The organism is Aeromonas sp. CU5 (genome assembly GCF_002586745.1).
Taxonomy (GTDB): domain Bacteria; phylum Pseudomonadota; class Gammaproteobacteria; order Enterobacterales; family Aeromonadaceae; genus Aeromonas; species Aeromonas sobria.
Genome location: NZ_CP023817.1, coordinates 962,834 through 987,746 on the forward strand (window position 1 = coordinate 962,834; position 24,913 = coordinate 987,746).

16 protein-coding genes are annotated in these 24,913 nt (G+C 57.0%); 12 read left to right on the plus strand and 4 right to left on the minus strand.

Annotation, left to right across the window (positions count from 1 at the left end; translation table 11 throughout):
• Window positions 1-19: 19 nt before the first annotated feature.
• Window positions 20-2,950: an EAL domain-containing protein gene (locus tag CK911_RS04395; protein WP_098969114.1), complete on the minus strand. Its 2,931-nt coding sequence runs from the start codon at window positions 2,948-2,950 to the stop codon at window positions 20-22.
• Between the two features lie 135 nt (window positions 2,951-3,085).
• Here CK911_RS04395 and CK911_RS04400 point away from each other — a divergent pair, with 135 nt between their 5' ends.
• The 4 genes from CK911_RS04400 to pbpC all read left to right on the plus strand — a co-directional run bounded on the left by CK911_RS04400 (window position 3,086) and on the right by pbpC (window position 13,123).
• Window positions 3,086-4,774, plus strand: a complete 1,689-nt coding sequence (locus tag CK911_RS04400) for an FAD-dependent oxidoreductase (protein WP_098969115.1) — start codon at window positions 3,086-3,088, stop codon at window positions 4,772-4,774.
• A gap of 216 nt (window positions 4,775-4,990) precedes the next feature.
• A complete protein-coding gene (locus CK911_RS04405; RefSeq protein WP_098969116.1) occupies window positions 4,991-5,638 on the plus strand; it encodes a DedA family protein in 648 nt (215 codons plus the stop codon).
• 167 nt (window positions 5,639-5,805) lie between these two features.
• Window positions 5,806-10,689 carry an alpha-2-macroglobulin gene (locus CK911_RS04410; RefSeq protein ID WP_172953956.1) on the plus strand — a complete coding sequence of 1,628 codons (4,884 nt, stop codon included), beginning with the start codon at window positions 5,806-5,808 and terminating at the stop codon, window positions 10,687-10,689.
• A gap of 10 nt (window positions 10,690-10,699) precedes the next feature.
• Window positions 10,700-13,123, plus strand: a complete 2,424-nt coding sequence (gene pbpC, locus CK911_RS04415) for a penicillin-binding protein 1C (protein ID WP_098969118.1) — start codon at window positions 10,700-10,702, stop codon at window positions 13,121-13,123.
• Window positions 13,124-13,570: 447 nt separating this feature from the next.
• Here the strand turns inward: pbpC and CK911_RS04425 are convergent, their stop codons facing one another.
• Complete coding sequence (locus CK911_RS04425; RefSeq protein WP_098969120.1) at window positions 13,571-14,536, minus strand: hypothetical protein; 966 nt, start codon at window positions 14,534-14,536, stop codon at window positions 13,571-13,573.
• Window positions 14,537-14,713: 177 nt separating this feature from the next.
• Here CK911_RS04425 and thiI point away from each other — a divergent pair, with 177 nt between their 5' ends.
• Entirely contained in the window at window positions 14,714-16,162 is a 1,449-nt protein-coding gene (gene thiI / locus CK911_RS04430) for a tRNA uracil 4-sulfurtransferase ThiI (protein WP_098969121.1), read from the plus strand.
• Window positions 16,163-16,236: 74 nt separating this feature from the next.
• On the opposite strand, the gene CK911_RS04435 is transcribed toward thiI, so the two are convergent.
• Both CK911_RS04435 and CK911_RS04440 read right to left on the minus strand, forming a co-directional pair.
• Window positions 16,237-16,629, minus strand: coding sequence for a hypothetical protein (locus CK911_RS04435; RefSeq protein WP_098969122.1), 393 nt, complete (start codon window positions 16,627-16,629; stop codon window positions 16,237-16,239).
• A gap of 100 nt (window positions 16,630-16,729) precedes the next feature.
• Complete coding sequence (locus tag CK911_RS04440) at window positions 16,730-17,362, minus strand: trimeric intracellular cation channel family protein (RefSeq protein WP_005333975.1); 633 nt, start codon at window positions 17,360-17,362, stop codon at window positions 16,730-16,732.
• 383 nt (window positions 17,363-17,745) lie between these two features.
• On the opposite strand from CK911_RS04440, the gene CK911_RS04445 reads away from it, so the two are divergent.
• From CK911_RS04445 to CK911_RS04475, 7 genes are all read left to right on the plus strand, one after another.
• Window positions 17,746-18,666 (plus strand): flagellin, encoded by a 921-nt coding sequence (locus tag CK911_RS04445; protein ID WP_098969123.1) that lies wholly within the window; start codon window positions 17,746-17,748, stop codon window positions 18,664-18,666.
• 580 nt (window positions 18,667-19,246) lie between these two features.
• Window positions 19,247-20,164 (plus strand): flagellin, encoded by a 918-nt coding sequence (locus CK911_RS04450; RefSeq protein WP_098969124.1) that lies wholly within the window; start codon window positions 19,247-19,249, stop codon window positions 20,162-20,164.
• Window positions 20,165-20,202: 38 nt separating this feature from the next.
• Window positions 20,203-20,625: a flagellar protein FlaG gene (locus CK911_RS04455; RefSeq protein WP_098969125.1), complete on the plus strand. Its 423-nt coding sequence runs from the start codon at window positions 20,203-20,205 to the stop codon at window positions 20,623-20,625.
• Window positions 20,626-20,649: 24 nt separating this feature from the next.
• Window positions 20,650-22,050, plus strand: coding sequence for a flagellar filament capping protein FliD (fliD, locus tag CK911_RS04460; protein ID WP_098969126.1), 1,401 nt, complete (start codon window positions 20,650-20,652; stop codon window positions 22,048-22,050).
• A 25-nt stretch (window positions 22,051-22,075) separates the two neighbouring features.
• On the plus strand, window positions 22,076-22,498 hold the full coding sequence (gene fliS, locus CK911_RS04465; RefSeq protein WP_098969127.1) for a flagellar export chaperone FliS: 423 nt from the start codon (window positions 22,076-22,078) through the stop codon (window positions 22,496-22,498).
• 62 nt (window positions 22,499-22,560) lie between these two features.
• Window positions 22,561-22,821, plus strand: a complete 261-nt coding sequence (locus CK911_RS04470) for a hypothetical protein (RefSeq protein WP_241658095.1) — start codon at window positions 22,561-22,563, stop codon at window positions 22,819-22,821.
• A complete protein-coding gene (locus tag CK911_RS04475) occupies window positions 22,821-24,911 on the plus strand; it encodes a 6-hydroxymethylpterin diphosphokinase MptE-like protein (RefSeq protein WP_098969128.1) in 2,091 nt (696 codons plus the stop codon). The genes CK911_RS04470 and CK911_RS04475 overlap by 1 nt, the downstream gene beginning before the upstream one ends.
• Window positions 24,912-24,913: the final 2 nt, after the last annotated feature.

Here is a 24,913-nt window from a genome sequence, read left to right on the forward strand (position 1 = left end):
CCCTATTGATCCTACACCTTTAGTCTGGCGCCCGACTGCCTAGCAGCTGCTCAAGGGCCTTGACGGTGAGCGGGCGGCTGGTGAGGTATCCCTGATAATGCTGGCATCCCAGCGCTTTGAGGATGGCCAACTGTGCCTCCTCTTCCACCCCTTCGGCGGTGACGGTAAAGCGGAATACCTGAGCCAGGTCGAGGATCGCCTTGACGATGGCGCGGTCCTGTTCGCTGTTAACCAGGGTCTGAATGAAGCTTCTGTCGAGCTTCACCTCATCGGCGGGCAGATCCCGCAGATAGGCCAGTGACGAGTAGCCGGTGCCAAAGTCATCGATGGAGATGAGGATGCCGAGCTCCTTCAATTGGCGCATTCTGGCGATGCTCTCGAGCCGATTCTCCAGCACCACCGATTCGGTCACCTCCAGCAGCAGGCGGGAGGGGGGCACGCCGGTGTCGCGCAAAATGTACTCCACCTGCTGCACGAAGCCCTGGGTGTGGAACTGGCGGGCGCTGACGTTGACCGACAGATGGGGGATCTGCAGGCCGCGGTTGAGCCAGAAGCTGTATTGGGCGCAGGCGGTTTTCATCACCCAGTAGCCTATCTCGAGGATCAGGCTGGTCTCCTCGGCGATGGGGATGAACTCGGCGGGCGGCACCATGGTGCCATCGCTACGCTGCCAGCGCAGCAGTGCCTCGATGCCCGACAGCGAGCCATTATCGACCCGGTATTGCGGCTGGTAGTGCAATTGCAGCTCGTGATGACGCAATGCGTCGCGCAGCTCATTGGTGAGGGTCAGCCGGTTCTTCTCGTGCTGGGCCATCGCTTCGGTGAAGAAGACATAGTTGCCCTGACCGGCTCGCTTGGCCATGTGGGTCGCGGTGTCGGCCTGTTGCATCAGAATCAGATGATCCTTCTCGTTGCTGGAAAAGAGGCTGATCCCCACCGAGGCGCTGCAGTGCAGCTTGTGATCACCGATGTCGAACGGGGTGCGAAACAGCCCCATCAGCTCGCGGGCAAAGTGCTCGGCCAAAATTTTGGCGGTGACTTCCCCCTGCCCAAGCTGGGTAAAGAGCAGGGCAAATTCATCCCCTGAAATACGCGCCTGCACCAGATTGTCCTGGGGAAGATCCTGGAAACGCAGCACCACTGCCTGCAGCAGCTGATCGCCACAGGCGTGGCCGAGGGAGTCGTTGATCGACTTGAAGTTATCGAGATCCACCAGCAGCAGGGCTCCCCACTGGCCACTGGGTTCGCTCAGGGTTTGCTGCAAAATCGTATTGAGGCTGCGCCGATTACGCAGGCCGCAAAGCTCGTCATAGTAGGCAAGCTGCTCGATGTGCCTGGCCGCCTCTTTCTCTTGGGTGATGTCGTAGAAGCTGCAGATGAAATGGCTCAGCTCCCCCAGATCATTGTTGACGCCACTGACCATCAACCGGATTGGCAACAGGTGGCCATCCCGGTGCAGGCAGCGCTCTTCCCCGAGCCAGAATGCCTGTTCGGTGACGGTACGGCTGACATCTGCCCTCAGGTTATCCCCGTAGTAGGTGGGGCGCAGTTTGCGAATGGAGTGACCGATCACCTCAACGTCACTGAATCCGGTGATCCGGCTGAAGGAGTGGTTAACCTTGAGAACGATGCCGCTGTGATCCATCACCAGCAGACCATCGTGGGTATTGAAGGCCACTTCCGCCAGCCGCAGGGCGTCATCGGCTGCCAGACGCTGTAGCTCGATAGCGGCCCGCTCGTGCTGGCTGCTCAGCAAGTCGAGCAAGGTGTCAGGATCGCTCAGCGGCGTGTCTAGTAGCAGAGTGAGCTGCCCGATAGGAGTACTATCCGGGCCATGTAGTGGAATGCCTATATAAGCGCTGGCATTGAGGGCCAGTAAGCGGGGCGCTTTGGGGTAGCGCAATGGCAGATCTTCCACATAGATAGCCTTGCCATGCTGGAACAGTTCCATGGCAGGACCGGGATCTAGTTGGATGGGTTTGCGGGGGGGTAATGCCTCTTCGTTACAGACGTAGCGGGGAATAATCCACAGTTCCTGGCCGCGGGGCTGAAACTCGCCGACCCAGCCAATCCGAGCACCGCTGGTCGCCATGGCCCAGTGAACCAGGGTTTCGCAATAACGGATCCCGGTCAGGTGATTGAGCTCGGCAGGTAATGCCAGTTCAGGATCCTGCTGTCTGGGCTGCCAGTTGCCGAGCAACTGGGCACAGTGGCGAACCAGTAGCAACATATCGTCACTGAATGGCGTGGGATCGAGATACTCCAGACTCAACACCCCGAACAGCTTGTCCTGCTCCAGCAGGGCGCCATCAAGGCGTGAGCGAACACCGGCACTGGTCAGATAGAGGTGATTACTCAGCATTGGCTGATGGGCAGCTTCCGAGAAGCTCAAGGATTTGCGGGTGCGCAGGGCGCGGATATAGCGGCTGTCACCGCGAATGGGGTAGAGCGCCTCGACCCCCAGGGTGAACACCGGGGTGAGCTGCTCGCAGCCCAGATCGCCATTGGCCTGATAGTGCCAGAGGATGAGCCGATCGGCCCCCAAACTCTCTTTAAGGGCCTCGAGCAGCAGCGCATACTGCTGCTGGCTCGCCATCTGGCTGAGCCGCGGCAGTTGCAGGGCCAGATCTGCGATGGGCTCCTGGCGAAGGTTCTGCAGACAGATGAGCCAGAAGCCATCCTGCTCGTGGGCGAGGGCGATGTGCCACCGCTGGTTGGCAAAGCGCACGGTGATCTTGCCGCCATGGCCATTGGCCAGCAGTTGTTCGATGGGCAGGCGCAGGGCATCGGGGAGCTGGGCAGGCCAGGGGGCGCGCGGCTCGTCGAGCCAGTAGATCGGGGTTTGCATCACGTCGGTCAGGGCGACCAGCCGTTGACTGCGCAGATCCAGCCGGAAAAAGAGCGGCGTCTGGAGGGCAGGAGGAAGATGACTCAGTGCGGTAGACGACATGAACAAACAACATCCTGTTAAACAACCGTCGGGGTTGCAAGAATACTGCAAAATTGTGTGAAACAAAATTTCATTGAATTCTAAATTAGAAAAGTCTAATTTATTGCTCATTATCATGTATGAGGAGTCTTGCAGATGAAACGGATCCTGATTATCGGTGGTGTCGCGGGGGGGGCATCGGCGGCGGCTCGCGCTCGTCGTTTGAGTGAAGAGGCAGAGATCGTGATGTTCGAGCGGGGCGAATTTGTCAGCTTCGCCAACTGCGGTCTGCCCTACCACATCGGGGGCGATATCCCCAATCGGGATGCCTTGCTGCTGCAGACTCCCCAGAGTTTCAAGCGCCGTTTCAACGTCGATGTGCGGGTGTTCCACGATGTGATCGAAATCGACAAGGCGGGCAAGACCTTGCTGGTGCGCAACCTGCAAACCGGTGAAGAGCAGCGCGAGCATTACGATGTGCTGCTGCTGAGCCCGGGGGCGGCGCCGATCCGTCCGCCTTTCCCCGGCATCGACAGCCCCCATGTCTATACCCTGCGCAATATTCCGGACATGGATCGCATTCTGGCGGCCCTGCACCACGATCAGCCACGCCACGTCACCGTGGTGGGCGGCGGCTTTATCGGGCTGGAGATGATGGAAGCGCTGCATCAGCGCAAGCTGGATGTCACCCTGCTGGAGCTGGCCGATCAGGTGATGGCGCCGGTGGACAAGGAGATGGCCAACATGCTCCATGCCCGCATCCGCGAAGAAGGGATCGACCTGCGCCTGCGCACCGGCCTCACCGCCATCGAGAGTCTGGATCTGCCTGCCGAGAAGACCGCTGCCGTGCCGACCGCCAACAGCGGTGGCCTGCGCCTGACCCTCAATGATGGTTCACACCTCGACACCGGCCTGCTGATCCTCGCCATCGGCGTCAAACCGGAAACCCTGCTCGCCGCCAAGGCGGGGCTGGAACTGGGCCCACGGGGCGGCATCAAGGTGGATGCCGGCATGCGTACCTCGGATCCCTTCATCTATGCGGTGGGGGATGCGGTGGAAGAGATTGACTTCGTCACCGGCGAATCTGTGCTGATCCCGCTGGCGGGCCCGGCCAACCGGCAGGGGCGCATCGCCGCCGACAATATGCTGGGCCGAAGCGAAACCTACAAGAAGACCCAAGGGACCGCCATCTGCAAGCTGTTCGATCTGGCGGTGGCCAGCACCGGCCTCAACGAAAAACGGCTGGTGCAGCTGGGGCTGCCATTCGAGAAGGTCTATGTCCACCCGGGCAGCCATGCCGGTTACTACCCGGGCGCCCATCCGGTCAGCCTCAAGCTGCTGTTTGCCCCGGATGGCAAGATTTATGGCGCCCAGGCCATCGGCAAGGATGGCATCGACAAGCGCATCGACGTGCTGGCGGTAGCCCAGCGCGCTGGACTGACCGTGTTCGATCTGCAGGATCTGGAGCTCACCTATGCGCCGCCGTTCGGGTCGGCCAAGGATGTGATCAACATGGCGGGCTTTGTGGCGAGCAACCACCTGAAGGGGGATACCCTGCTCTGCCATGTGGCCGAGGTGCAGGCTCGCCATCCCCATCAGCTGGTGGTGGATGTGCGCAATGGCCCCGAACTCGACAAGCTGGGCCACATTCCGGGAGCGCTGCATATCCCCCTCGACGAATTGCGTGGTCGCCTCCATGAGTTGCCCAAAGATAAAGAGCTGCTTATCAGCTGTCAGGTCGGGCTGCGCGGCCATGTCGCCTGCCGCCTGCTGAGCCAGCACGGCTTTAAAGTGAAGAACCTCTCCGGCGGCTTCAAAACCTGGCAGATGGCCACCGCCGAGTAACCGTTTTATTTCTGTGCCTGTTTGCCCCTCTCCCTTGTGCGTGCAAGATGAGGGGCTTTTTGTCTCTGCTGTTCGCCCTCCTTGCATCCCCCCTTGTTACAGCAATATTTCGACACACTTTTTTTCCTGTGCTGGGCAAAATTAACGTTTTGTTCAGGGGATGGGTGCTATAACCCCTGCCTCGTTCATGATGAACCGTGTAGTAGGGAGAGTGACATGCTGGATATGCTGATGGCCATTTGGCATCAGGATTTTGACGCCCTGGTTCAGATGCAGGCGGTGCCCCTGCTGATCAGTTGCCTGCTGCTGGAGTCCGCATTCGTCTTCCTGCCCCTGCCGGGGGACAGTCTGGTGCTGCTGGCCGGCGGGTTGGTGGGCATGGGGGTGTTTGGCCCCGAAGTGACCCTCTGTCTTCTGCCGCTGGCGGCGGGGCTGGGATCCGTGTTGGCGTACTGGCAGGGACGGGCCCTGCAGCGCACCTGTTTTATGGATCATATCGAGCGGATGCTGCCCCCTGACAGCCTGCCCAAAGCGACCCGGCTGCTGAAAAAGTACGGTTTTCTGGCGATGTTCTCCTCCCGTTTCATCCCGTTTGTGCGGGTGTTGACCCCCATGTTGATGGGGATTGGTCGCCTGAGCGTGCTACGGATGTGCGTGGCCAGCTTTGCCAGTGCCTTTATGTGGGCGCTCTGCCTTAGCCTGGTGGGCAAGCTGGCGATGAATACTCCCTTCTTCCTCCACCACAGCGAGCTGTTGACCCGGGCGCTTTTGATCACTTCGCTGGTGCTGTTTCTGGCGGCCGTCATGGCCATCCTGTTTCGCTGGTTCAAAGGCGGGGCAAAAAACCAGACCACCCACGACTAGATGACAACCCTTGCCGCACTAAACATGAGTGGGCAAGGGGGTTATCGTGCGGCAGGGGCGCTCAATTGTGCCCATCCGGGTAATGAGCTTTGTGTCGGGTGAGCAGGATGCCTTATCCTGTTTGCTGCCACGCTGCGCTTGCAGCGCTCCAACTCGGGATGGAACCTATGCGCCTCTTCGACTCTCCCCCTGCTTCTCACAGATCTATTGCTGGAACCGGCTTGCGCCACCGCTGGTCGGCCCTGCTGCTCTGCGGGTTGGCCGGTTTGCTGCTGGCCGGTTGCGGCCCTGACAAGCCGGTTGCCAATTCGCCGACCACGCAGCCCGCAGCCCAGCAGGAGTCTGGTGCGCCAAGCTCTGTGGTGCAGGCCAATGCCCGCCAATATCGCGATGCGCCAGCGCTGGCGCTGGTCTTCTCCGGCCCCCTGGCGCCCAAGGCAAATTGGCAGAGTTGGCTCGGGGTCAGTGAAGGTGGCAAGCAGGTGCAGGGGGAGTGGATCCTCGCCGAAGATGGCCGCACCCTCTATTTTCCGAATGTTCAGCCTGACAAAAACTACGAGGTGAGCCTCAAGTCGGGGCTGGGCCCATCCCCCCAGAGTTGGACCCTCAAGACCCGCCCGCTGGAGGCGGGGGCATCCTTTACCGCCAGCGGCATGGTATTGCCGCTGCGCGATGAGCTGCGCCTGCCCATCAGCGCGGTCAACGTGGACGAGGTCAATATCGACTTCTTCAGGGTCGATGCGGAATATCTGCCCCGTTTTTTGGCGGAGTATCGCCCCGGTGCTGGCATGGGCAACTGGGAGCTTGAGCAGATCACCCAGCGGGCCAAGCGGGTGTTCAGCGGCCGCTACGCCCTGGAGCTCGATGCCAACCGGCGCGAGACCCGCCTTATTAACGTGAAAGAGCCGCAGCTGGCCGAGGCCGGTGTCTACTTTGCGGTGATGTCGCCCCTTGGCAACTACGACTGGCGCAAGGAGACCACCTATTTCGCGGTAAGCGACATGGGGCTCAGTGCCCGTCGTTACCGCGATCAGTTGGAGGTGTTCGTCAGCTCGCTGGCCAGCGCCGACCCCCTCAAGGATGTGCAGCTCTCCCTGCTCGACGAGAAGGGCAACCGGCTGCAGGTGCAAAATACCGATCCGCAAGGCCATCGCCGCTTCGAACAGGTGCAAGGGGCTCGTCTGCTACTGGCCGAGCAGGGCAAGCATCTGGCGGTGCTGCGCCTCGACGGGGCGGCGCTCGATCTCTCCACTTTCGATCTCGGCACCCAACCCTGGCAGGCCCAGCAGCTTTATCTCTTTAGCGGGCGCGACCTCTATCGCCCCGGCGAGCGGCTCGACAGCGAGATCCTGCTTAAAGGGCAAGATGGCCAGTTGCTGCCGGGGATGGCGGTGGAGCTGGAGGTGAAACAGCCGGATGGCCAGCTGCTCGAACAAAAACGACTTTTACCCGATAGCCTGGGTGCCGCCCACTACGGCCTACGCCTGCCGGACGATGCGCCGCTGGGGCGCTGGACCATCAACCTCAAGACTGCCGCTGGCAGCCGCTTCGAGTGGCCCTTTTTGGTGGAGGAGTTTCTGCCAGAGCGCTTGAAACTGCAGCTTGGCAAGGGGCCGGATGGGGAATTGCTGACCCAGCAACAGGCACTCACCCTGCCGCTGCAAGGGGACTATCTCTACGGCGCGCCAGCCAGTGCCACCAAGGCGAAGGCGGAGGTGAAGATCAGCCGCGCCACCATGCCCTTTACCCAGTGGCAGGAGTTCACGCTGGGTGACGTGCTGCTCGCCGAGCAGGCCAAGGATCTCGAGGCGCGGAATCTCACCCTCGATGCGCAGGGACAGGGGACTTTTTCACTGCAAGATGAGCTCGATGGGGTGCGAGCCCTCGGGCCGCTGGAGGTGGCTTATCGGGTTTCCTTGTCCGAGCCCGGCGGCCGCGCTGTCAATCGCAGCCGCACCCAGTATGGCTGGCCCGCGGGCAGCCAGTGGCCGGCGCTCAAGGCCGACTTCGTGGCTGATCGGGTGGAAGGGGGCAAGCCGCTGCCCTTCCAGATCCTCAACCTCGATGAGCAAGGTCAACCGGTGGCGGGGTCAGTGAAGGTGCGCCTCATCAACGAGTACCGCGACTACTACTGGCACTACGCCGATGGCGAGGGGTGGAAGTACGAGTTCAACAGCCAGCCCTATCTGGAGCAGGAGCAGACCCTGCAGCTGGATGGCAAGGGGCCGACCCCGCTCACGCTGCAACTGGCGGCGGGCTGGTATCGGTTGGAGGTGGAGAACAGTCAGGGCCATCAATCCAGCCTGCGGGTGGAGATCGGCAGTTACGCCTGGGGCGGCGGTGGCGAGCAGGCAAGGCCCGACAAGATTGCCATCACCCTCGACAAGCGCGCCTATCTGGCGGGCGACAAAGCCAAAGTGACTGTGGTGGCCCCGCGCCCCGGCAAGGGCTTGCTGATGGTGGAGGATGGCGACGGCCTGCGCTGGTGGCAGCGCATCGAGCTCAAGGGGGCCGGTGGCGATGCCAAAGATGCCCGCGGCGAATTCGAGATCCCGGTTAGCCCCGAGTGGCAGCGTCACGATCTGCATATTTCGGCCCAGATCGCCGCGCCAGACAGCGACTCCAAGCCGGTGAGCCAAAAGAGTGTGCAGAGCCTGCGCTCAGTCGGGCTGGTGCCGCTCACGCTGGATCGGGAAGCGCGCCGTCTGCCGCTCACCCTGAGCGCGCCTGATAAAGCGGTGCCGCTCACCCGGCTGGAAGTGACCGCGACCTCCACCCCCAACAGTCAGGGACGGGTGGTGCTGGCGGCGGTGGATCGGGGTGTGCTCAATATCAGTGACTACCAGCCCCTCGACCCGTTCGAGATCTTCTTTGGTCGCAAGCGCTTCGCACAGGATTTGTTCGACAACTATGGCCAGGTGATCCCGCCGCAAGATGGCAAGTTGGCACGCCTCAACTACGGGGGCGACCGGGCACCGCTGAAAAAAGGTGGCGCGCTGGAGAGCCGGGTCGAGATTGCTGCGCTCTGGAGCGGCGAGGTGAGTTTTGACCAGCAAGGCAGGGCGGTGATCCCGCTCGAACTGCCCAACTTCAATGGCGAGCTGGCGCTGATGGCGCTGGCCTGGAATGAACAGCAAGTCGGTGAGGCCGAGCGCGCCGTCAAGGTGGTGGCGCCCTTGGTGGCCGAAATTGGCTGGCCGCGCTTTGGCGCCAGAGGGGATGAGACCCGGGCGCTGGTGCAGCTGCGCAACATGAGTGGCGAGGATCAGACCCTCTCCCTTGCCTGGACCCTCAATGGCGGGCTCAAGGCAAACGGCGAGCTGCCCAGCACGCTGTCTCTTAAAAACGGCGAGGAGCAGTGGCTGACCCTGCCGCTCACTGTGACCGGGGCGAGCGGTGTGGCAAGCCTGCAGTTGGCGGCCAGCGGCAAGGATTTTTCGATAAGTCGCGACTGGTCTCTGCCGCTGCGCGCCCCCTGGCCTGCCGAGACTCGCCAGCGCTACCAGATGCTGGCCCCGGGTCAGCAGATGAGCTTTGCACCGGGCGAGCTGGCCGGGCTGGATCCCACCAACCTGCAGGGGCTGCTCAGCCTCTCCGGCACCCCGCCCTGGGATCCGGCAGCCCAGTGGCAGGCGCTGGCCGACTACCCCTACGCCTGTCTGGAGCAGACCTTGTCCCGTGCCTGGCCCTATCTGCTGACCACGGCCGATGAGCGGGCATCTTGGACCAAACCCGCAGAGGGCAAGAAACCGGCGAGCGAGGCGGATGTGCAGCGCGCCCTGCTGCAACGGCTGCAGCGGTTGCAACTGCCAAGCGGCGGCTTTGGCCTCTGGGATGGTCGCTCCGACGAGGAGCAGTGGCTCACCGCCTATGCCGCCGACTACCTGCTGGCCCGCAAGGAGGCGGGCGACGCAGTGCCGGAGGCGATGCTCAATCAGGCGCTAAATCGGCTGCAAAGCTATCTCACCGACAGCCAGTACGGCGAGCGCTGGAGCAGTGCCCCCGAGCACAGTCGGTTGGCCTATCAGGCCTACAGCGCCTATGTGCTGGCCCGGGTGGGCAAGGCGCCGCTCGCTACCCTGCGCCTTATCTGGGAGCAGCAGGCCGATCACGCCAGATCCGGTTTGCCGCTCTTGCACCTCTCGCTGGCCCTCTCGGCCATGGGGGATGAGCAGAACGCCGCCAAGGCCCTCAGCCGGGCGCTAGGGACCGAGCGTGGTGACGCCTACTTGGGGGATTACGGTTCACCGCTGCGCGATGAAGCCCTTGAGCTCTCCTTGCTGCGCCAGCACAAGCTGGCTTTGGATCGCTGGCCAGCTCTCAGTGCCAAGGTGGCCGACACCCTGGCTCATCGTCAGTGGCTCAGCACCCAGGAGCGGCTCGCCCTGTTGCGACTCGCCCGTTTCGACCCGGCTATCGACTGGCAGGCCAAGGTTGCCTCATCCTTTGGTAGCGAATCCCTGAGCGGTTCGGCCCCGTTGCAGCTGGGCGCCCCCGAGGCGCTGGCGGCCAGCGCGGTTACCAACGAGGGCAAGGGCTCGCTCTATGTGCAGCGCACTCTGATTGGCTACCCCGAGCAAGCGCCAGCACGGATTAGCAAAGGGATGAGCGTGACCCGTAGCTGGTTCAACAGCGACGGTCAGCGTTTTGACCCGACCAAAGTGAAGGTGGGCGATCTGGTGGTGGTGCGACTCAACGTCAGCAGCGAATCGGCGGTGCCCGATGCCCTGCTGGTGGAGATGGTGCCAGCCGGTTTTGAGCTGGAGAATCCGGCCCTTGGCAACAGCATCAAGCTCGAAGAGCTCTCCATTGAGGGGAAACCGGCGTGGCAGAGCGAGTGGAACGACTATCTCAAGCATCAGGAGTTTCGTGACGACCGCTATACGGCGGCGCTGGATCTGAGCGAGGGGAGCAACCAGCAGCTGGTCTACCTGATGCGGGCGGTGACGCCGGGTCGCTATCAGGTGCCGCCGACTCAGGTGGAGGATATGTACCGCCCCGAGCTGCGGGCCGTGGGTGAGGATATTCACGAGGTCGTTATCTCTGAGTAGCTGGCGCTTTATGAGTCGCAGACGCCCTCTGAGCAACGTTCCCTCCCTTGAGCGGGTCCGCCCGCTCACTTTCTGGCAGCGCGGTTGGCTGAGGCTTCGCCACAGTTGCCGCGCCTGTCGGCGTTGGCTTGGCGGTCTGCCGCGCTGGCTGCGCTTCTCGCTGCTGGGGGTTGTTGTCCTGATCCTGTCGCTGCTGGCGCTGGATCGTATTTTCCCGCCACCACCACTCGACCCGGCCTATGCCCGGGTGGTGCTCGACATGAAGGGGCGGCCGCTGCGTGCCTTTGCCGACACCAGCGGTGTGTGGCGCTATCCAGTCACGCTGGAGCAGGTCTCCCCCCGCTATATCGAGGCGCTGCTGGGCTACGAGGATCGCTACTTCTGGCGCCATCCCGGGGTCAATCCGCTGGCCATGGTGCGCGGGGTTTGGCAGTGGCTGCGCTACGGGCGGGCCGTGTCGGGCGGCTCGACCCTCACCATGCAGGTAGCCCGCCTGATCGAGCCCTACCACAGAAGCGTACCCGGCAAGCTGCGCCAGATGGCCCGCGCGCTGCAGCTGGAGTGGCACTACGACAAGCGCACTCTGCTCACCGTCTACCTCAACCGGGCGCCGTTTGGCGGTAATCTGGAGGGGGTTCAGGCGGCAAGTTTTGCCTATCTCGGCAAGAGCGCGGCCAAGCTGACCTATGCCGAGGCGGCGCTGCTGGCGGTGCTGCCACAGGCCCCCAGCCGCAACCGGCCGGATCGCCACCCCGAGCGAGCCCGCGCCGCCCGCGACAAAGTGATGCTGCGACTGGTGGCGCAAGGGGTATGGCCCGAGCCGGTGTGGCAGGAGGGACGCATCGAGCCGGTGCTAGCCCGCGGCCACTTCACGCCGATGGAGGCGCCGCTGTTTGCTCGCCTTGCCGCCGACAGCCAGCCGGGCGCCCTGGTGCACACCACCATAGACGGCGATCTGCAGCGCTGGCTGGAGACGCGGGTGGCGAGTTATATCCGCCGCTTCCCCGAACAGACCTCTGCCGCCCTACTACTGGTAGACAACAAAACCATGGCCGTGCGTGCCTATGTGGGCAGCGCCGAATATGGCAACCTGCGCCGCCACGGTTACCTCGACATGGTGCAGGCGATCCGCTCTCCCGGCTCCACCCTCAAGCCATTTATCTACGGCCTGGCGATGGACGAGGGGTTGGTGCACTCGGCCTCTCTGCTCTCCGATGCGCCAAGAGTGGGCTCGGATTATCGCCCCGCTAACTTTTCCGGTGCCTTTCAGGGGCCGGTGACCCTCGCTCAGGCGCTGCAGCAATCCCTCAACGTGCCTGCGGTGCAGGTGCTGGAGGCGCTCGGGCCCGACAAGCTGGTCAGCCGCCTCGACAACGCCGGGGTGCGGCTGGCGCTCTCCGACAAACCCAATCCGGCCATTGCGCTGGGGGCGGCGGGGATCCGGCTCGAGCAGCTGGTGGCGCTTTACAGCGCGCTGGCCCGTGAGGGGCAGGTGGCGATGCCGGTCTGGCTGGCGGGGCAACAGGCGGTGCCCCGCCCCTTACTGAGCCCGGGGGCGGCCTGGATCATCTGGCAGATATTGAGCGCCCAGGGACGGGCGGATCAGCCCTTTGCCAGCGAGGCGACCGGTCGGGTCAACCGACTGGCCTGGAAGACCGGCACCAGCTACGGCTATCGCGACAGCTGGGCGATGGGGGTCTCCGGTCGTTGGACCATCGGCGTCTGGTTGGGGCGCCCCGACGGCACCCCCTTGCCGGGTTTTTACGGCCAGAGTGCGGCAGTGCCGCTGCTGCTCTCTGTCTACTCGCGGCTGGCCGACAACAGCCCCTTGCCGGTGCAGCCCAACACGGTAAGCGAGGCCGAGATCTGCTGGCCGCTGGGGCGCAAGGCAAGCGCGACCCTGCCTGAGGCCTGTCTGCAACGCCAGAGCGCCTGGTTGCTGGAGGCGCGGGATCCCCCCACCTTGCCAGACCCCATGGATGGGCCCTCGCCGCTGCGCCAAGTTGCACTGACTGCCGAAGGCAAGCCGACCCTGGCCCGCTGTCAGGATGCGGCGCAATCCGGCTTTCGGGCGCTCTGGCCGCTGTCACTGGAACCATGGCGGGCGCCCGGCGAGCGCAGACAGGCGCTGCTGGCAAGCGGTTGTAAAGGTGAAAGGCAGAGCGCCGAACTGCAGGCCCCGATCCGCATCGTGGCGCTGGGGGAGGGCAATCTTATCCGCAGTCAGCGCTACCGGTTGCAGCCCAAGGTGCTGGGCGGTGTCGGCAAGCCGTTCTGGTTTCTCAACGGTCAGCGGCTGCGCTGGGACGGGGATCAGGTGCTGAGTGTGGCGGGACGCTATCAGCTGGTGGTGGTGGACGAGGCGGGCAACAGCGATCGTATCGAGTTTCGCGTGGTGGATCCTGACAGTGAGGCCGGCACCATCACCCGTTGAGCGTTTTGCCGACAGCCATTGAGGTGAATGTAAATAAGCCTTTGAAATGCATCAATATTTGATTGGGTGAATTAATTCATGAATAATTACGAGCTCATTCAAATCCAATCGGGAGTTCCCTTTTGCTACGTGTTTTGTGTCCCTTGCTGGTGCTGATGAGTTCGGGCTGTGCCACTACCAATCATGGTGATCACCATGTTTCTCCCGAACGTACCGGGTTCTATTCACCTTTCGAGCCTGGCTCAGAAAGCTTTGTACGCTGTTACGAGAAACAGTTTGCCTGTACCAGTGAGGGTATCCGCCGCGACAACGCGATGGAGGCCCGTAGGCAGGCTCAAGAGCGGGCCAATCACCGTGGTGATGACTGGTAGGCCGCAAATAAAGATTGGTAGGCCGCAGATAACGAGAGGGGTTGGCAGATGCCAACCCCTTTTTAATTCCGCCGATTCAGCCCGGTTGGCGCAGATGGCCGAGCCGGGTGAAGAAATGCTGGCTCTTACGCTGGTGAAAGTGGCTCTTCTTGATGGGATGGAAGATGAGATTGCTGTCGGGATGACTTGCCTTTAACTGATGGATCATCGCCATGGCGGGCAGGCTGGTGCTGACCAGCGTGGTGAGCGGCATGCTGAGGGTCTCGGGCCCCAGCAGTTGATTGAGACCTTGCTGGGCTTGCTCGAAGCGGGTCAGAACCGCCGGGTCGGCATAGCCGCTACCCAGCATGGCGAGCAGATGGTCGAGGGCCTGATGAAATTCGGCCAGTTGCTGGCGAAAGCCGCTGCGCCCGCGCAGGGCAATCAGCGCTGCAAACGGAATGTCGGCCAAGTGAGTGGGCACTTGCAACGGGATCTCGAGGTGGAAGCAATCCTGACCACCCCGGTTGTGGTAGCGGGATTCCAGCAGGTGAAGCAGGCGGTCGAGATAGTCGTGATCGGTAATGAGCGCCCCGTCATTGGCGAGTGCCCACTCACGGGCGAGGCGCATGGAGAGCAGGTTGGCAAAGCGCCGCGCCATTTTGATCCCCCCCTCATCCCGGGTCGCAAAGCCGTGGGTCAGGCAAAAACCGTGCAGTCGCTCCAGTCCGGCCTGAGCCGGGCAGAAGCAGTCATGGTTGGCACGCTGGCGCCAGCGATCAATCAGCTCCTTGTTGCCAAACACCTTGTGGCGCACGAAATCGGGGGCAACAAGGCCACTGATCTGGTTCTCTAGCTGAGGGGTGATGGCTGCGAAGAAGGCGGGATCCGGACGTTCGGCCAGCAGATCGGTCTGATCTTCAAGCGTGCCCAACAAGGCGGTGAGGCCACTTTTTTCACTGACGGTGAAGACGAAGGCGAGTCGCTCCAGATAGAGCAGGGCAAATTTGAGCCAACGCTCGTCGCGTACCTCCATGCCGGGGTAGTAGATATAGGTCTTCATCGGATCAGTCTGTTGTCAAAAATCTGGCGAGGCGCAGGCTCGGGAATATACGCAAGATTGCGGGCGGGCGGCAAACATTGCATGGCGTAATGTGAGCAAGCGCTCATTCAGTAGCCGCTTGCCACAAAGTTCTGATATAATCCGCGCCCTTAAATCAAGGCCACCCGAGTCAAAACCATGAAGTTCATTATCAAGCTGTTCCCGGAAATCACCATCAAGAGCAAATCAGTTCGCCAGCGCTTCACCAAGATGTTGCAGGGCAACATTCGCAACGTGTTGCGTCGCTTCGACGAGGATGCCCGCGTACGGATGGATTGGGACAAGCTGGTAGTGAGCTCCCGCAACGATCAGTTCCACGCCCAGTATCTCGAGACCCTAGCCTGTATCCCTGGCATTCAGTACTTCCTCGAAGTGAAACTGAGCAACTTTACCGACCTGCACGACATCTTCGAACAGACCCGCGCCGTCTGGGGCGATCGCCTGAAAGGCAAGACCTTCTGCGTCCGTGCCCGCCGTGTCGGCAAACACGACTTTAGCTCGCTGGAGCTGGAGCGTTATGTGGGCGGTGGCCTCAACCAGCATTGTGAAACCGCTGGGGTGCGCCTGAAAAAGCCGGACATCCAGGTCAATCTGGAAGTGGAAAATGACGAGCTCTACATCATCAGTGCGGTGCACCACGGCATGGGCGGTTTCCCTATGGCCACTCAGGAAGATGTACTGAGCTTGCTCTCCGGTGGTTTCGACTCCGGTGTCGCCTCCTACCAGTTCATCAAACGCGGCTGCCGGGTGCACTACTGCTTCTTCAATCTGGGTGGTGCTGCCCACGAGATCGGGGTCAAGCAGGTCGCCTATTACCTGTGGAACAAGTTTGGCGCCTCCCACAAGGTGCGTTTCACCGCCATCGACTTTGAACCTGTGGTGGCCGAGATCCTCGAAAAAGTGGATAACGGTCAGATGGGCGTAGTGCTCAAGCGAATGATGATGCGTGCCGCAGGTCAGGTTGCCGACTACTTCCAGATCCCGGCACTGGTGACCGGCGAGTGCGTGGGTCAGGTCTCCAGCCAGACGCTGACCAACCTCAACGTCATCGATCGGGTGATCGACAAGGTGATCCTGCGCCCGCTCATCACTTGGGACAAGCCGGATATCATCAGCGAAGCGCGCCGCATCGGCACTCTGGAGTTTGCCGAGACCATGCCGGAGTATTGCGGCGTCATCTCCAAGAAGCCGACCGTGAAAGCCGAGCTCTCCCGCATTGAAGCAGAAGAGGCCAACTTCGACTTCGCCATTCTGGACAAGGTGGTCTCCGAGGCCCGTTACCTCGATATCCGCCGTATCGGTGAAGAGACAGCCGCGGAAGTGCAAGAGGTCGAAACCACTCAAGTGCTGGGCGCTGACGAGGTGATCCTGGATATCCGCTCTGCCGACGAACACGACGAGAAGCCGCTGGTGGTGGAAGGTCGTGAAGTGCTGCACCTCCCCTTCTTCAAGCTGGCCACCGCCTTTGGCGATCTGCCCAAAGAGATGACCTATCTGCTCTATTGCGATCGCGGCGTGATGAGCAAGCTGCAGGCGCTCTATCTGAAAGAGAAGGGCTTTGACAACGTCAAGGTGTACCGCCCGTAAGCGTGCTTTCACCTCCAATAAAAAATCCGGCCACTGTGCCGGATTTTTTTATTTCACAGAGTCAGCCATGACCATCAGGGGCAGGGGACCGGGGTGAAGGAGTCTTGCCCCTGGCAACGCCAGCCCATTTCCGCCTCCCGCATCTGCCACAGGTTGTCGTTGCGATAGAGGGTCAGGATGTAGATCATGTCGCTCTTGCTGCCATTGAGGGCGACCGAGAGCACCAGATCATTGTCCAGCTGCTGGGCGTGGATGCGACTGGGTATGTCGCCATGGCCAACGAATCGTAGTGCTACCTCACGGTAGTCATTGACCCAGTGCTGCTGTTGATGGCTGGCCTGACGTATCTGCTGGTTGAACTGCTGCACCGGCGCCGAGGCCAGGCGTCCAAATACCGCTTGTGCTTCGGCGTGGGCTACTGTCACGTTCGCCAGGATAAGAGTGGTAAGCATACCGATTTTGCGCATGAGAAGTTCCGGCTAACAACGACTGTTTCTATGACAACAGAAAAGCCGATTTGGTTCAACGCAAGGCCCACAGCGACATGATGGCGCTGTGGGCCTGCTCTCAATTGCGTTGCAGCGAGAAGGTTGGCAGCGACAGGTGCCAGTAGATAGCGGCAACCCGCAGGCCAAACACGGCTGTCATGCAGATGAGCATGGCGGTTACCCTGTCCATATTCGCCTCCAGCGCCAGGGTATAGAGAATGCCGCCAAGGATACAGGCGGTGGCATAGATCTCTTTTTGCAGCACCATGGGCACTTCTCGCGCCAGCACATCGCGGATCATGCCGCCGGCTACCCCGGTCATGGTGCCCATGATCACGGCAATCAGCCCCGGGGTGCCGAAGTTGAGGGCCTTCTGGGCGCCAATCACGGTAAAGAGGGCCAGTCCGAAGGCATCTGCTACTGGCAGCACATACCAGGGCATCCTGCGGGGCAGTTTGACCATCCACATACCGATCAGCGCCGTCGCGATGACGACCCAGATATAGAGCGGATCGCGTACCCAGAACACGGGGGTTGCCCCCAGGATCATGTCACGGATAGTGCCGCCGCCGATGGCGGTGACCGCCGCCAAAACCATGACGCCAAACCCGTCCATTCTGAGCCGGCCAGCCACCAATACCCCTGAAAACGCGAATACCGCAGTACCAAACATGTCGCTGATGTAAACAATCTGCTCAACCAGTGTCTGCATGGAGAACAACTCACGCCAAATTGTTGATGGGGCCGCGATTTTAGGGGCTGGCGAGCCCAATCGCCAACTGTGCTCGACAAAATTGAGAGTCGGCCGTGATTTTTTCTCGCTGCCCGAACCGGGAGAGTCTCGTGTGTGCCCGCTTGCCCCCGCCGTTGGCGGGGTTCAGGACGTTGCTGCTATCGCGTGTTTTGGCCCGTTTTTTTCCTTAAGTTTCCCCCTGACCCGCCGATATATAAGGTAAGCGGCGTTAATGCGATGAAGCGTTGAAAAAAATGCTAAAGACATCCAAAAACGAGCCGTTAAATAAGACGCATCGGGCACAGAAAATAATAAAGCCTGAGCAAATAGAAGAGTAATTTTAATAGCTTAGGAGAATAGTCATGGCCATGTATATCAACACTAACGTTTCGTCACTCAACGCTCAGCGTAATATGACAAACTCGACCAAATCATTGGATACTTCGTATACTCGCTTGGCATCTGGCCTGCGCATCAACAGCGCCAAGGATGACGCCGCAGGTCTGCAAATATCCAACCGTCTGACCTCCCAGATCAATGGTCTGGACCAAGGTAACCGTAACGCTAACGATGGCATCTCCCTGGCCCAGACTGCCGAAGGGGCCATGGATGAAGTGACCGGTATGTTGCAGCGCATGCGCACACTGGCACAACAATCAGCAAACGGCTCCAACTCTACCAAGGATCGAGAAGCCTTGCAAAAAGAGGTGGATCAACTCGGTGCCGAGATCAACCGTGTTTCCAGTGCGACGACGTTTGCGGGTACCAAACTGTTGGATGGGACCTTCGGTGGCAGCTTTCAAGTCGGTGCGGATGCGTATCAGACTATCGGTTTCAGTCTGTCTCAGACCGATGGCTTCAGTATCTCTGGCATTGCTGTAGCTGCGGGAACCTCGATTAGTGCCATCACCGGTCCAGCGGGGAGTATAGTGACAACGGTTGCAGTATCCCTTATTTTCACTGGTGGCGGCTCTGGCGGTATCAAGATTGGTACCCAGAGTGATGCCCAAAGTGTTATGGCTGCAGCGGATGCTATGTTGGGAGTCGTCGATGGCAAGCGTGCCGAGCTGGGCGCAGTGCAGAATCGGTTGGATTCGACCATTCGCAACCAGGCCAATATCTCGGAGAACGTATCAGCGGCTCGCTCTCGTATTCGTGATGCGGACTTTGCCACCGAGACCGCCAATATGACCAAGCAGAACATTCTGCAGCAGGCTGCATCTAGCGTTCTGTCGCAAGCCAACCAGCGCCCGCAGGCCGCACTCCAACTGTTGCAGGGCTAACAAAAGAAAACAGGGCGGTTGTTCAGGCCGCCCTGGTCAAGAGATGGAACAAAGGGGTGTTCGGGTTAGCACTCTGTTCTATCGGGAGAGAATACATTCTCTACTAGTGATGCCAAGGGTTGTCCAGATGTTCAGTTCTGTCACCCTTGGTCATATTCTCCTGAGCATATGCTCAACTTTAGGCCGGTTTACCGGCCTCTTTTTATTGTGTCGTCAAATTGACGTCACTCCTTCTTGATTCAGCACAAAACGTGCCAAGACTATCTTGCCCTGCGAATACACCACCATGCCGACCGAGCATAATGTGGTGCCTCTTTTGAACGTTGTCATTTGCCGCTTGCCGGATAAAAATTGCCGCTTTCGGCAAGGATTTTCCTAAAGTTTGTCGTCCTGCGGCCGTTAAATAAATTGAAGCAATCGAGGGGTGTTCGGAATCCAACGTTTGCACTACTGCGGGTGGCCTGTTCGTTCAAACAGACACCCGCCAGAAGAGACAGGCATGTTCAACCTGCTCTTCTAACGGTGGGACGTCGCTTTGGCGGCGCAACCCGCAGTCGCATGTTCTTCGGGAGAATAAATTATGGCCATGTTTATCAATACCAACGTTTCATCATTGAACGCCCAGCGTAACTTGATGAATACCGGCAAGTCCTTGGATACCTCATATACCCGCTTGGCATCTGGCCTGCGTATCAACAGCGCCAAGGATGATGCCGCAGGTCTGCAGATTTCCAACCGTTTGACCTCTCAGGTTAACGGGCTGGATCAAGGTAACCGTAATGCCAACGATGGCATTTCACTGGCGCAAACAGCAGAAGGGGCGATGGATGAAGTGACTGGCATGTTGCAGCGCATGCGTACTTTGGCTCAGCAATCATCTAATGGCTCAAACTCTACCAAGGATCGTGAGGCCCTGCAAAAGGAAGTGGATCAGTTGGGGTCTGAGATTAACCGGATCTCCAAAGACACCACTTTTGCGGGTACCAAACTGTTGGATGGGACCTTCGGTGGCAGCTTTCAAGTCGGTGCGGATGCGTATCAGACTATCGGTTTCAGTCTGTCTCAGACCGATGGCTTCAGTATCTCTGGCATTGCTGTAGCTGCGGGAACCTCGATTAGTGCCATCACCGGTCCAGCGGGGAGTATAGTGACAACGGTTGCAGTATCCCTTATTTTCACTGGTGGCGGCTCTGGCGGTATCAAGATTGGTACCCAGAGTGATGCCCAAAGTGTTATGGCTGCAGCGGATGCTATGTTGGGAGTCGTCGATGGCAAGCGTGCCGAGCTGGGCGCAGTGCAGAATCGGTTGGATTCGACCATTCGCAACCAGGCCAATATCTCGGAGAACGTATCAGCGGCTCGCTCTCGTATTCGTGATGCGGACTTTGCCACCGAGACCGCCAATATGACCAAGCAGAACATTCTGCAGCAGGCAGCGTCGAGTGTCCTGGCGCAAGCTAATCAGCGGCCGCAGTCGGCACTATCTCTGCTTGGGTAACAATGGGTAGTCTGGCTGATTGAGATGGGAGAAGTAAGATGACAACTGAACTCAGTAATCTGTCATCTGCCAATGGCGCTTCCTTACAGCTAAGTGACAAGAGCGGCCAAGTGGCCGCTCAACTGCTTCCTGGCTCAGTGGAGGATCCTGGTATTGCACTGCGGAAGAATCAAGATTCAAAAAATGTTGATCCCCCGCGGGGACAGAACCAAGCAGATTTTGAAAAACAGGTACAAAGTTTGCAAGAATATAGCCAACTACAAGGGTGGACGGTTAATTTCAGTTTGGAGCAAGACTTGGGCCAGGTAGTGATCAAGGTAATGGATTCTGATACCAGATCGGTTATACGCCAAATCCCGAGTGAAGAGCTGCTCGCAATTCACAAACGGATCCAAGCTCTGCACCATGGAGAGGCTGGGGCCAATCCCAAACTAGGTCTGTTGCTTGATCGTGAGATATAAATCGAGAAATGAGGAGAAGATAACATGGCAATTACCTCTGCTGGTGCAGGTTCTGGACTCGATCTCGAGAGTGTGATTGCGGCCAGTGTTGCTGCTAAAAAGGCGCAGCTACAACAACCGATCATCAAAAAACAAAATAGCACTCAAATAGCTCTCTCTGGCATTGGTCAACTCAAGTCATCCCTCACTACCTTTACTGATATTCTCGATACATTGAGTAAACCAGGTGCTTTCAACAAACGGACTGTCAACATTACCCAAGATAAAGATAACCCGGTGATGACAGTAGAAAGCAAAAGTGGTGGCTCAAATGGCCAGTACAATATTACTGTCAATAAATTGGCGACGACTAGTCGCCAAGAGGGCATCTTTGACAGCTCAACGACGTCGCTTATAACTCAAGATGGTCAACTGACTTTCAAAGCGGGTGCGAAAGAGTTCAAAGTTGATGTCAAAGTGGGGGATACCCTGCAAGATATTCGCAAGAGTATTAACAGTAATAGTGATAATTTTGGATTAAGTGCAAATATCGTTAACACCGCAGATGGTAAGGCAAAGCTAATTATTGACTCTGGTATATCAGGGGATGGTAAAGACTTGAGTATTACCGGCAATACGTCTGAGCTCGGTATGTTCTCAATTGGAGAACCTGGTAGCGTAATGAATCAGACTCAGTCGGCGAGTGGTGCTGAAATTCTGGTTGATGGTAATATTCTCAAAAGTGATACCAACGTTTTCAATGATTCAATCCAAGATCTTAAACTTACCGTGCTACGAGTATCTGATAAAGATACTAATGGTGACCTCAAATCCAACAAAGTAGATATTACGACAGATAAATCATCCATTCAGGATATGGTTAAGCAATTTGTGGATGGATATAACGCACTTCAAGATAAGATGGGTGCACTTGGAAAGCGTAACAGCATTGTTGGTGGTGTCAGACAGGATGATGGCGGTGCTCTTGCTGGCGATGCAAGTACGAGAACAATTAACAGTTTCATGGCAAACACGATCACTGGTAAGACTGGCTCAAGTACAACTTATTCAAGTATCTTCGAAGTTGGTATAAAGATGGACAATAAGGGCAAGCTATCTCTAGATAAAGAGAAGTTTGGCCAAGCTGTTGATAAAAACTTCGATCAAGTTGTTGCACTGTTTGGTGGTGATGATGGTTTGGCCGCCACTTTGAATAATGGCCTAAAGGAGTATACCAAATCAGGAGGCATGTTGGCAGAACGCTCCGACACGCTTAATGCTGACTTGCGCAGTTTGAGTGAAAAACAGGCTACGTCAAATGCCCAGCTAATTAAATATGAAGCTTCCTTGCGAGCTCAATACGGTAGTCTGGATGCTTTATTAGTTAAAATGAACAACTCAGCCTCAGCGCTGCAGTCGTTGAGAATCAATAGTTATAATAAGTGATAACTATCTTTAGAGGTTTCATATCATGTACCATCGTAATCTGAACGCATATAAAGCAACCAGTATAGCAGCTGATCTTGCTGTTGCGGATCCACATCGTGTTATTCAACTCATGATGCAAGGCTTTTTAGAGCGGTTGGCTCAATCTAAAGGCGCGATAGAGCGCGGTGATATGGAAGCAAAGTCTATCGCTGTTTCAAAAGCTCAAGGGCTATTACATGGATTGCAGGATGCGCTTGATATGAGCCAGGGTTCTATTGCGGAAGAATTATATGCTCTCTATGCCTACATGGATACGCGGATTTGGGATGCCAGTCTGGCACGGGATGTCGCGCCCCTTGACGAGGTTATGGCTCTGATGGTTACGATCAAGTCTGCTTGGGATCAATTGCCGGAAGCCGAAAAGCAGCGTGGCTATCAGATGCGACAAAAGTTGGGTGAGCTGTGAGGGTCACTCTTACCTCCCTCAATGAGGCATTACAGGATAATCTCCACTTGATAGAGGGCCTATTGCAACAACAGCAATATGATGAGGCCGTGCTGTGCATGGATAACCGATTGGCCTTAATAGATCAGTTGGTGCAACTGGCCAAAGAGTGCCCGATACAACAGCAGGCGGTGGCGGAATTGGCTGCAACGCTGTCTATTCAAGAAGAAAGGTTGAAAGTATTAACTGTCAGCCATCATAAAATTGTTTTTAAAAAGCTGGTTCAAGTCGGGAAAGGTAACAAGGCTGGACAGGCCTATAACCTGAATAGCAAGGAGTTCTGATGTCGCTCAATATTGATGTGGTTCTGGTAAAAGCTGAGCAGGAAATGCGAAGACTGCAACAACAAGCAGAGCAAGAAGCGGCCATGATGGTAGCATTGCCACTTCGTTTTACACAGAATATAGAGGCATTTCGTCAATATATCCCTCACATTGCAGATATGTATGAGACTTATCTGCCTACCCGTCCGTTTAGGTTTTTCTGTAGTGAAAATGGTCAGCCAAATCTTAAATGGCTTGACGATGACGTCGCCGTTTATGGGGCTGAGCCCTATCTCATCTGTGAGACACTTGTGGCTGAATTCATGGATAAGGGGGCATTGTCAAAATTTTCCTTCCGCCAGGAAGCGAATCCAATGGGTTCTATTCATGTTGAACACCTCAACAATCTTAATATTTATAAGGATGAAATATCATCACAAGCAGAACGCCTCGTTAAAGTACCAGATCAAGTTCCCTGCGCATTGATCTTTGGGGTTGGTTTGGGTTATCACCTTGGTTATCTTTATGAGCGTTGCAAAGTCAGCTCGTTATTCTTATTTGAGCCAGATCTGGATTTGTTCTACGCTTCATTATTCTGCTTCGACTGGGCTCCACTGCTAGCCTATTTGTATCAGGAGAATCTGGGATTGCACATTCTTTTAGGACAGGATGAGCAGACTATAGTCAGTGATTTTTCATCGGCTGTTGGTTGTCGAGGTGCTTTTTTGGTTGCAAACTCTTTCATTATGTGGGGGTATCAAAATGATAAAATAAAGAAGCTTATGACAAAGGTACGGCAGCAATATTATTTGTTAGTGATGGGGTGGGGTTTTTTTGATGATGGTCTGATCGCACTATCCCATTCTATGCGTAATATCGAACGTGGCGTGCCATTTTTTAAGAAAAATAAGAAAATTTCGCAAAAACACCAAAGAGTGCCGGTATTTGTCATTGGCAGCGGTCCATCGCTAGATGATTCACTACCCATTATTAAAGCGAATAAAGAGCGGGCTATATTGATATCTTGTGGTAGTGCGATATCTGCTTTGCATAAGCATGGGATCAAGCCAGATATAGAAGTTCAAATTGAACGTACCAAATCAATCTATGATTTCATGGTTAATCTGGATGACCCTGAATACTTACAGGATATTTTGTTTTTGAGCACTGATGTCGTTCATCCAGACTGTGCAACTCTGTTCAAGAAAACGGTTCTTGCGTTTAAGAGCAGTGAACCAGGGGTGATGATGTGTCAGACATATTTCTCTGTCGCCAAAGATTTTTCCGCTTGGCCGGCTGTTAATCCCTTTGTTGGAAATATAGGGGTTCATGCACCTATTCAACTTGGATTTAAAAATATATATCTGTTTGGTTTGGATAATGGTTATAAGGATAAAAATCACCACCACGCTAAGTCTAGTGCATATTATAATAATGAAATAAATGCTAAACTCTTGACTGAGTTGGTATGTAGCGACAATGAACGGCAATGTGAGGGTAATTTTGGTGGTGTTGTCATAAGTAATGCGATGTACGATACTTCGAGATATGTTATTGAAGGTGTATTAGCCATCAATAAAGATGTACATTGTGCCAACTGTAGTGATGGTGCCAAAATATTGGGGGCTAGACCTGTTCCCGCCAATGACATCGGACTACATCAGCCTATTGACAAGTCAGCTATCCTGCATGAAATAACAAACCGTCTCTGTGCCCCATTGGTGCTACCATTGCAGGATTTTAATACATTGCTTGATGTTGATTTTTTCAATCATGTTGCTGAGAAGATAACAGATGAATGGCAACGTGATTTTTCATCTAGAAATGAGATTAATCAATTGATGCTGAAGCACTTCGGTTATCTTTCTCAGATATCCACAACCAAAAATAAAATTATAGCACAACTTTTGCACGGCTCGATGAATCATATGTTTGCTATACTGAGTTCCATTCTTTACTTGTTTAAAGAGGAAGAAAAAGCATTGGCCATGATGAAACCCGCAATCGAAATTTGGTTAGATTTTATGAGAAAAGCAAAAGAGATGTATCCCAATGCCCTTAACAGCATAGATACAGTTGATGATGAAACAATAAATTTGTTTAAGAAATAAAA

Bases quoted from the DNA above. Each gene is read 5' to 3' on its own strand.
- fliS (WP_098969127.1), top strand. From the start codon at position 22,076: ATGTACCATCGTAATCTGAACGCATATAAAGCAACCAGTATAGCAGCT.
- CK911_RS04450 (WP_098969124.1), top strand. From the start codon at position 19,247: ATGGCCATGTTTATCAATACCAACGTTTCATCATTGAACGCCCAGCGT.
- CK911_RS04410 (WP_172953956.1), top strand. From the start codon at position 5,806: ATGCGCCTCTTCGACTCTCCCCCTGCTTCTCACAGATCTATTGCTGGA.
- CK911_RS04435 (WP_098969122.1), bottom strand. From the start codon at position 16,629: ATGCGCAAAATCGGTATGCTTACCACTCTTATCCTGGCGAACGTGACA.
- CK911_RS04440 (WP_005333975.1), bottom strand. From the start codon at position 17,362: ATGCAGACACTGGTTGAGCAGATTGTTTACATCAGCGACATGTTTGGT.
- CK911_RS04475 (WP_098969128.1), top strand. From the start codon at position 22,821: ATGTCGCTCAATATTGATGTGGTTCTGGTAAAAGCTGAGCAGGAAATG.
- CK911_RS04425 (WP_098969120.1), bottom strand. From the start codon at position 14,536: ATGAAGACCTATATCTACTACCCCGGCATGGAGGTACGCGACGAGCGT.
- pbpC (WP_098969118.1), top strand. From the start codon at position 10,700: ATGAGTCGCAGACGCCCTCTGAGCAACGTTCCCTCCCTTGAGCGGGTC.
- CK911_RS04445 (WP_098969123.1), top strand. From the start codon at position 17,746: ATGGCCATGTATATCAACACTAACGTTTCGTCACTCAACGCTCAGCGT.
- thiI (WP_098969121.1), top strand. From the start codon at position 14,714: ATGAAGTTCATTATCAAGCTGTTCCCGGAAATCACCATCAAGAGCAAA.
- CK911_RS04405 (WP_098969116.1), top strand. From the start codon at position 4,991: ATGCTGGATATGCTGATGGCCATTTGGCATCAGGATTTTGACGCCCTG.
- fliD (WP_098969126.1), top strand. From the start codon at position 20,650: ATGGCAATTACCTCTGCTGGTGCAGGTTCTGGACTCGATCTCGAGAGT.
- CK911_RS04395 (WP_098969114.1), bottom strand. From the start codon at position 2,950: ATGTCGTCTACCGCACTGAGTCATCTTCCTCCTGCCCTCCAGACGCCG.
- CK911_RS04455 (WP_098969125.1), top strand. From the start codon at position 20,203: ATGACAACTGAACTCAGTAATCTGTCATCTGCCAATGGCGCTTCCTTA.
- CK911_RS04400 (WP_098969115.1), top strand. From the start codon at position 3,086: ATGAAACGGATCCTGATTATCGGTGGTGTCGCGGGGGGGGCATCGGCG.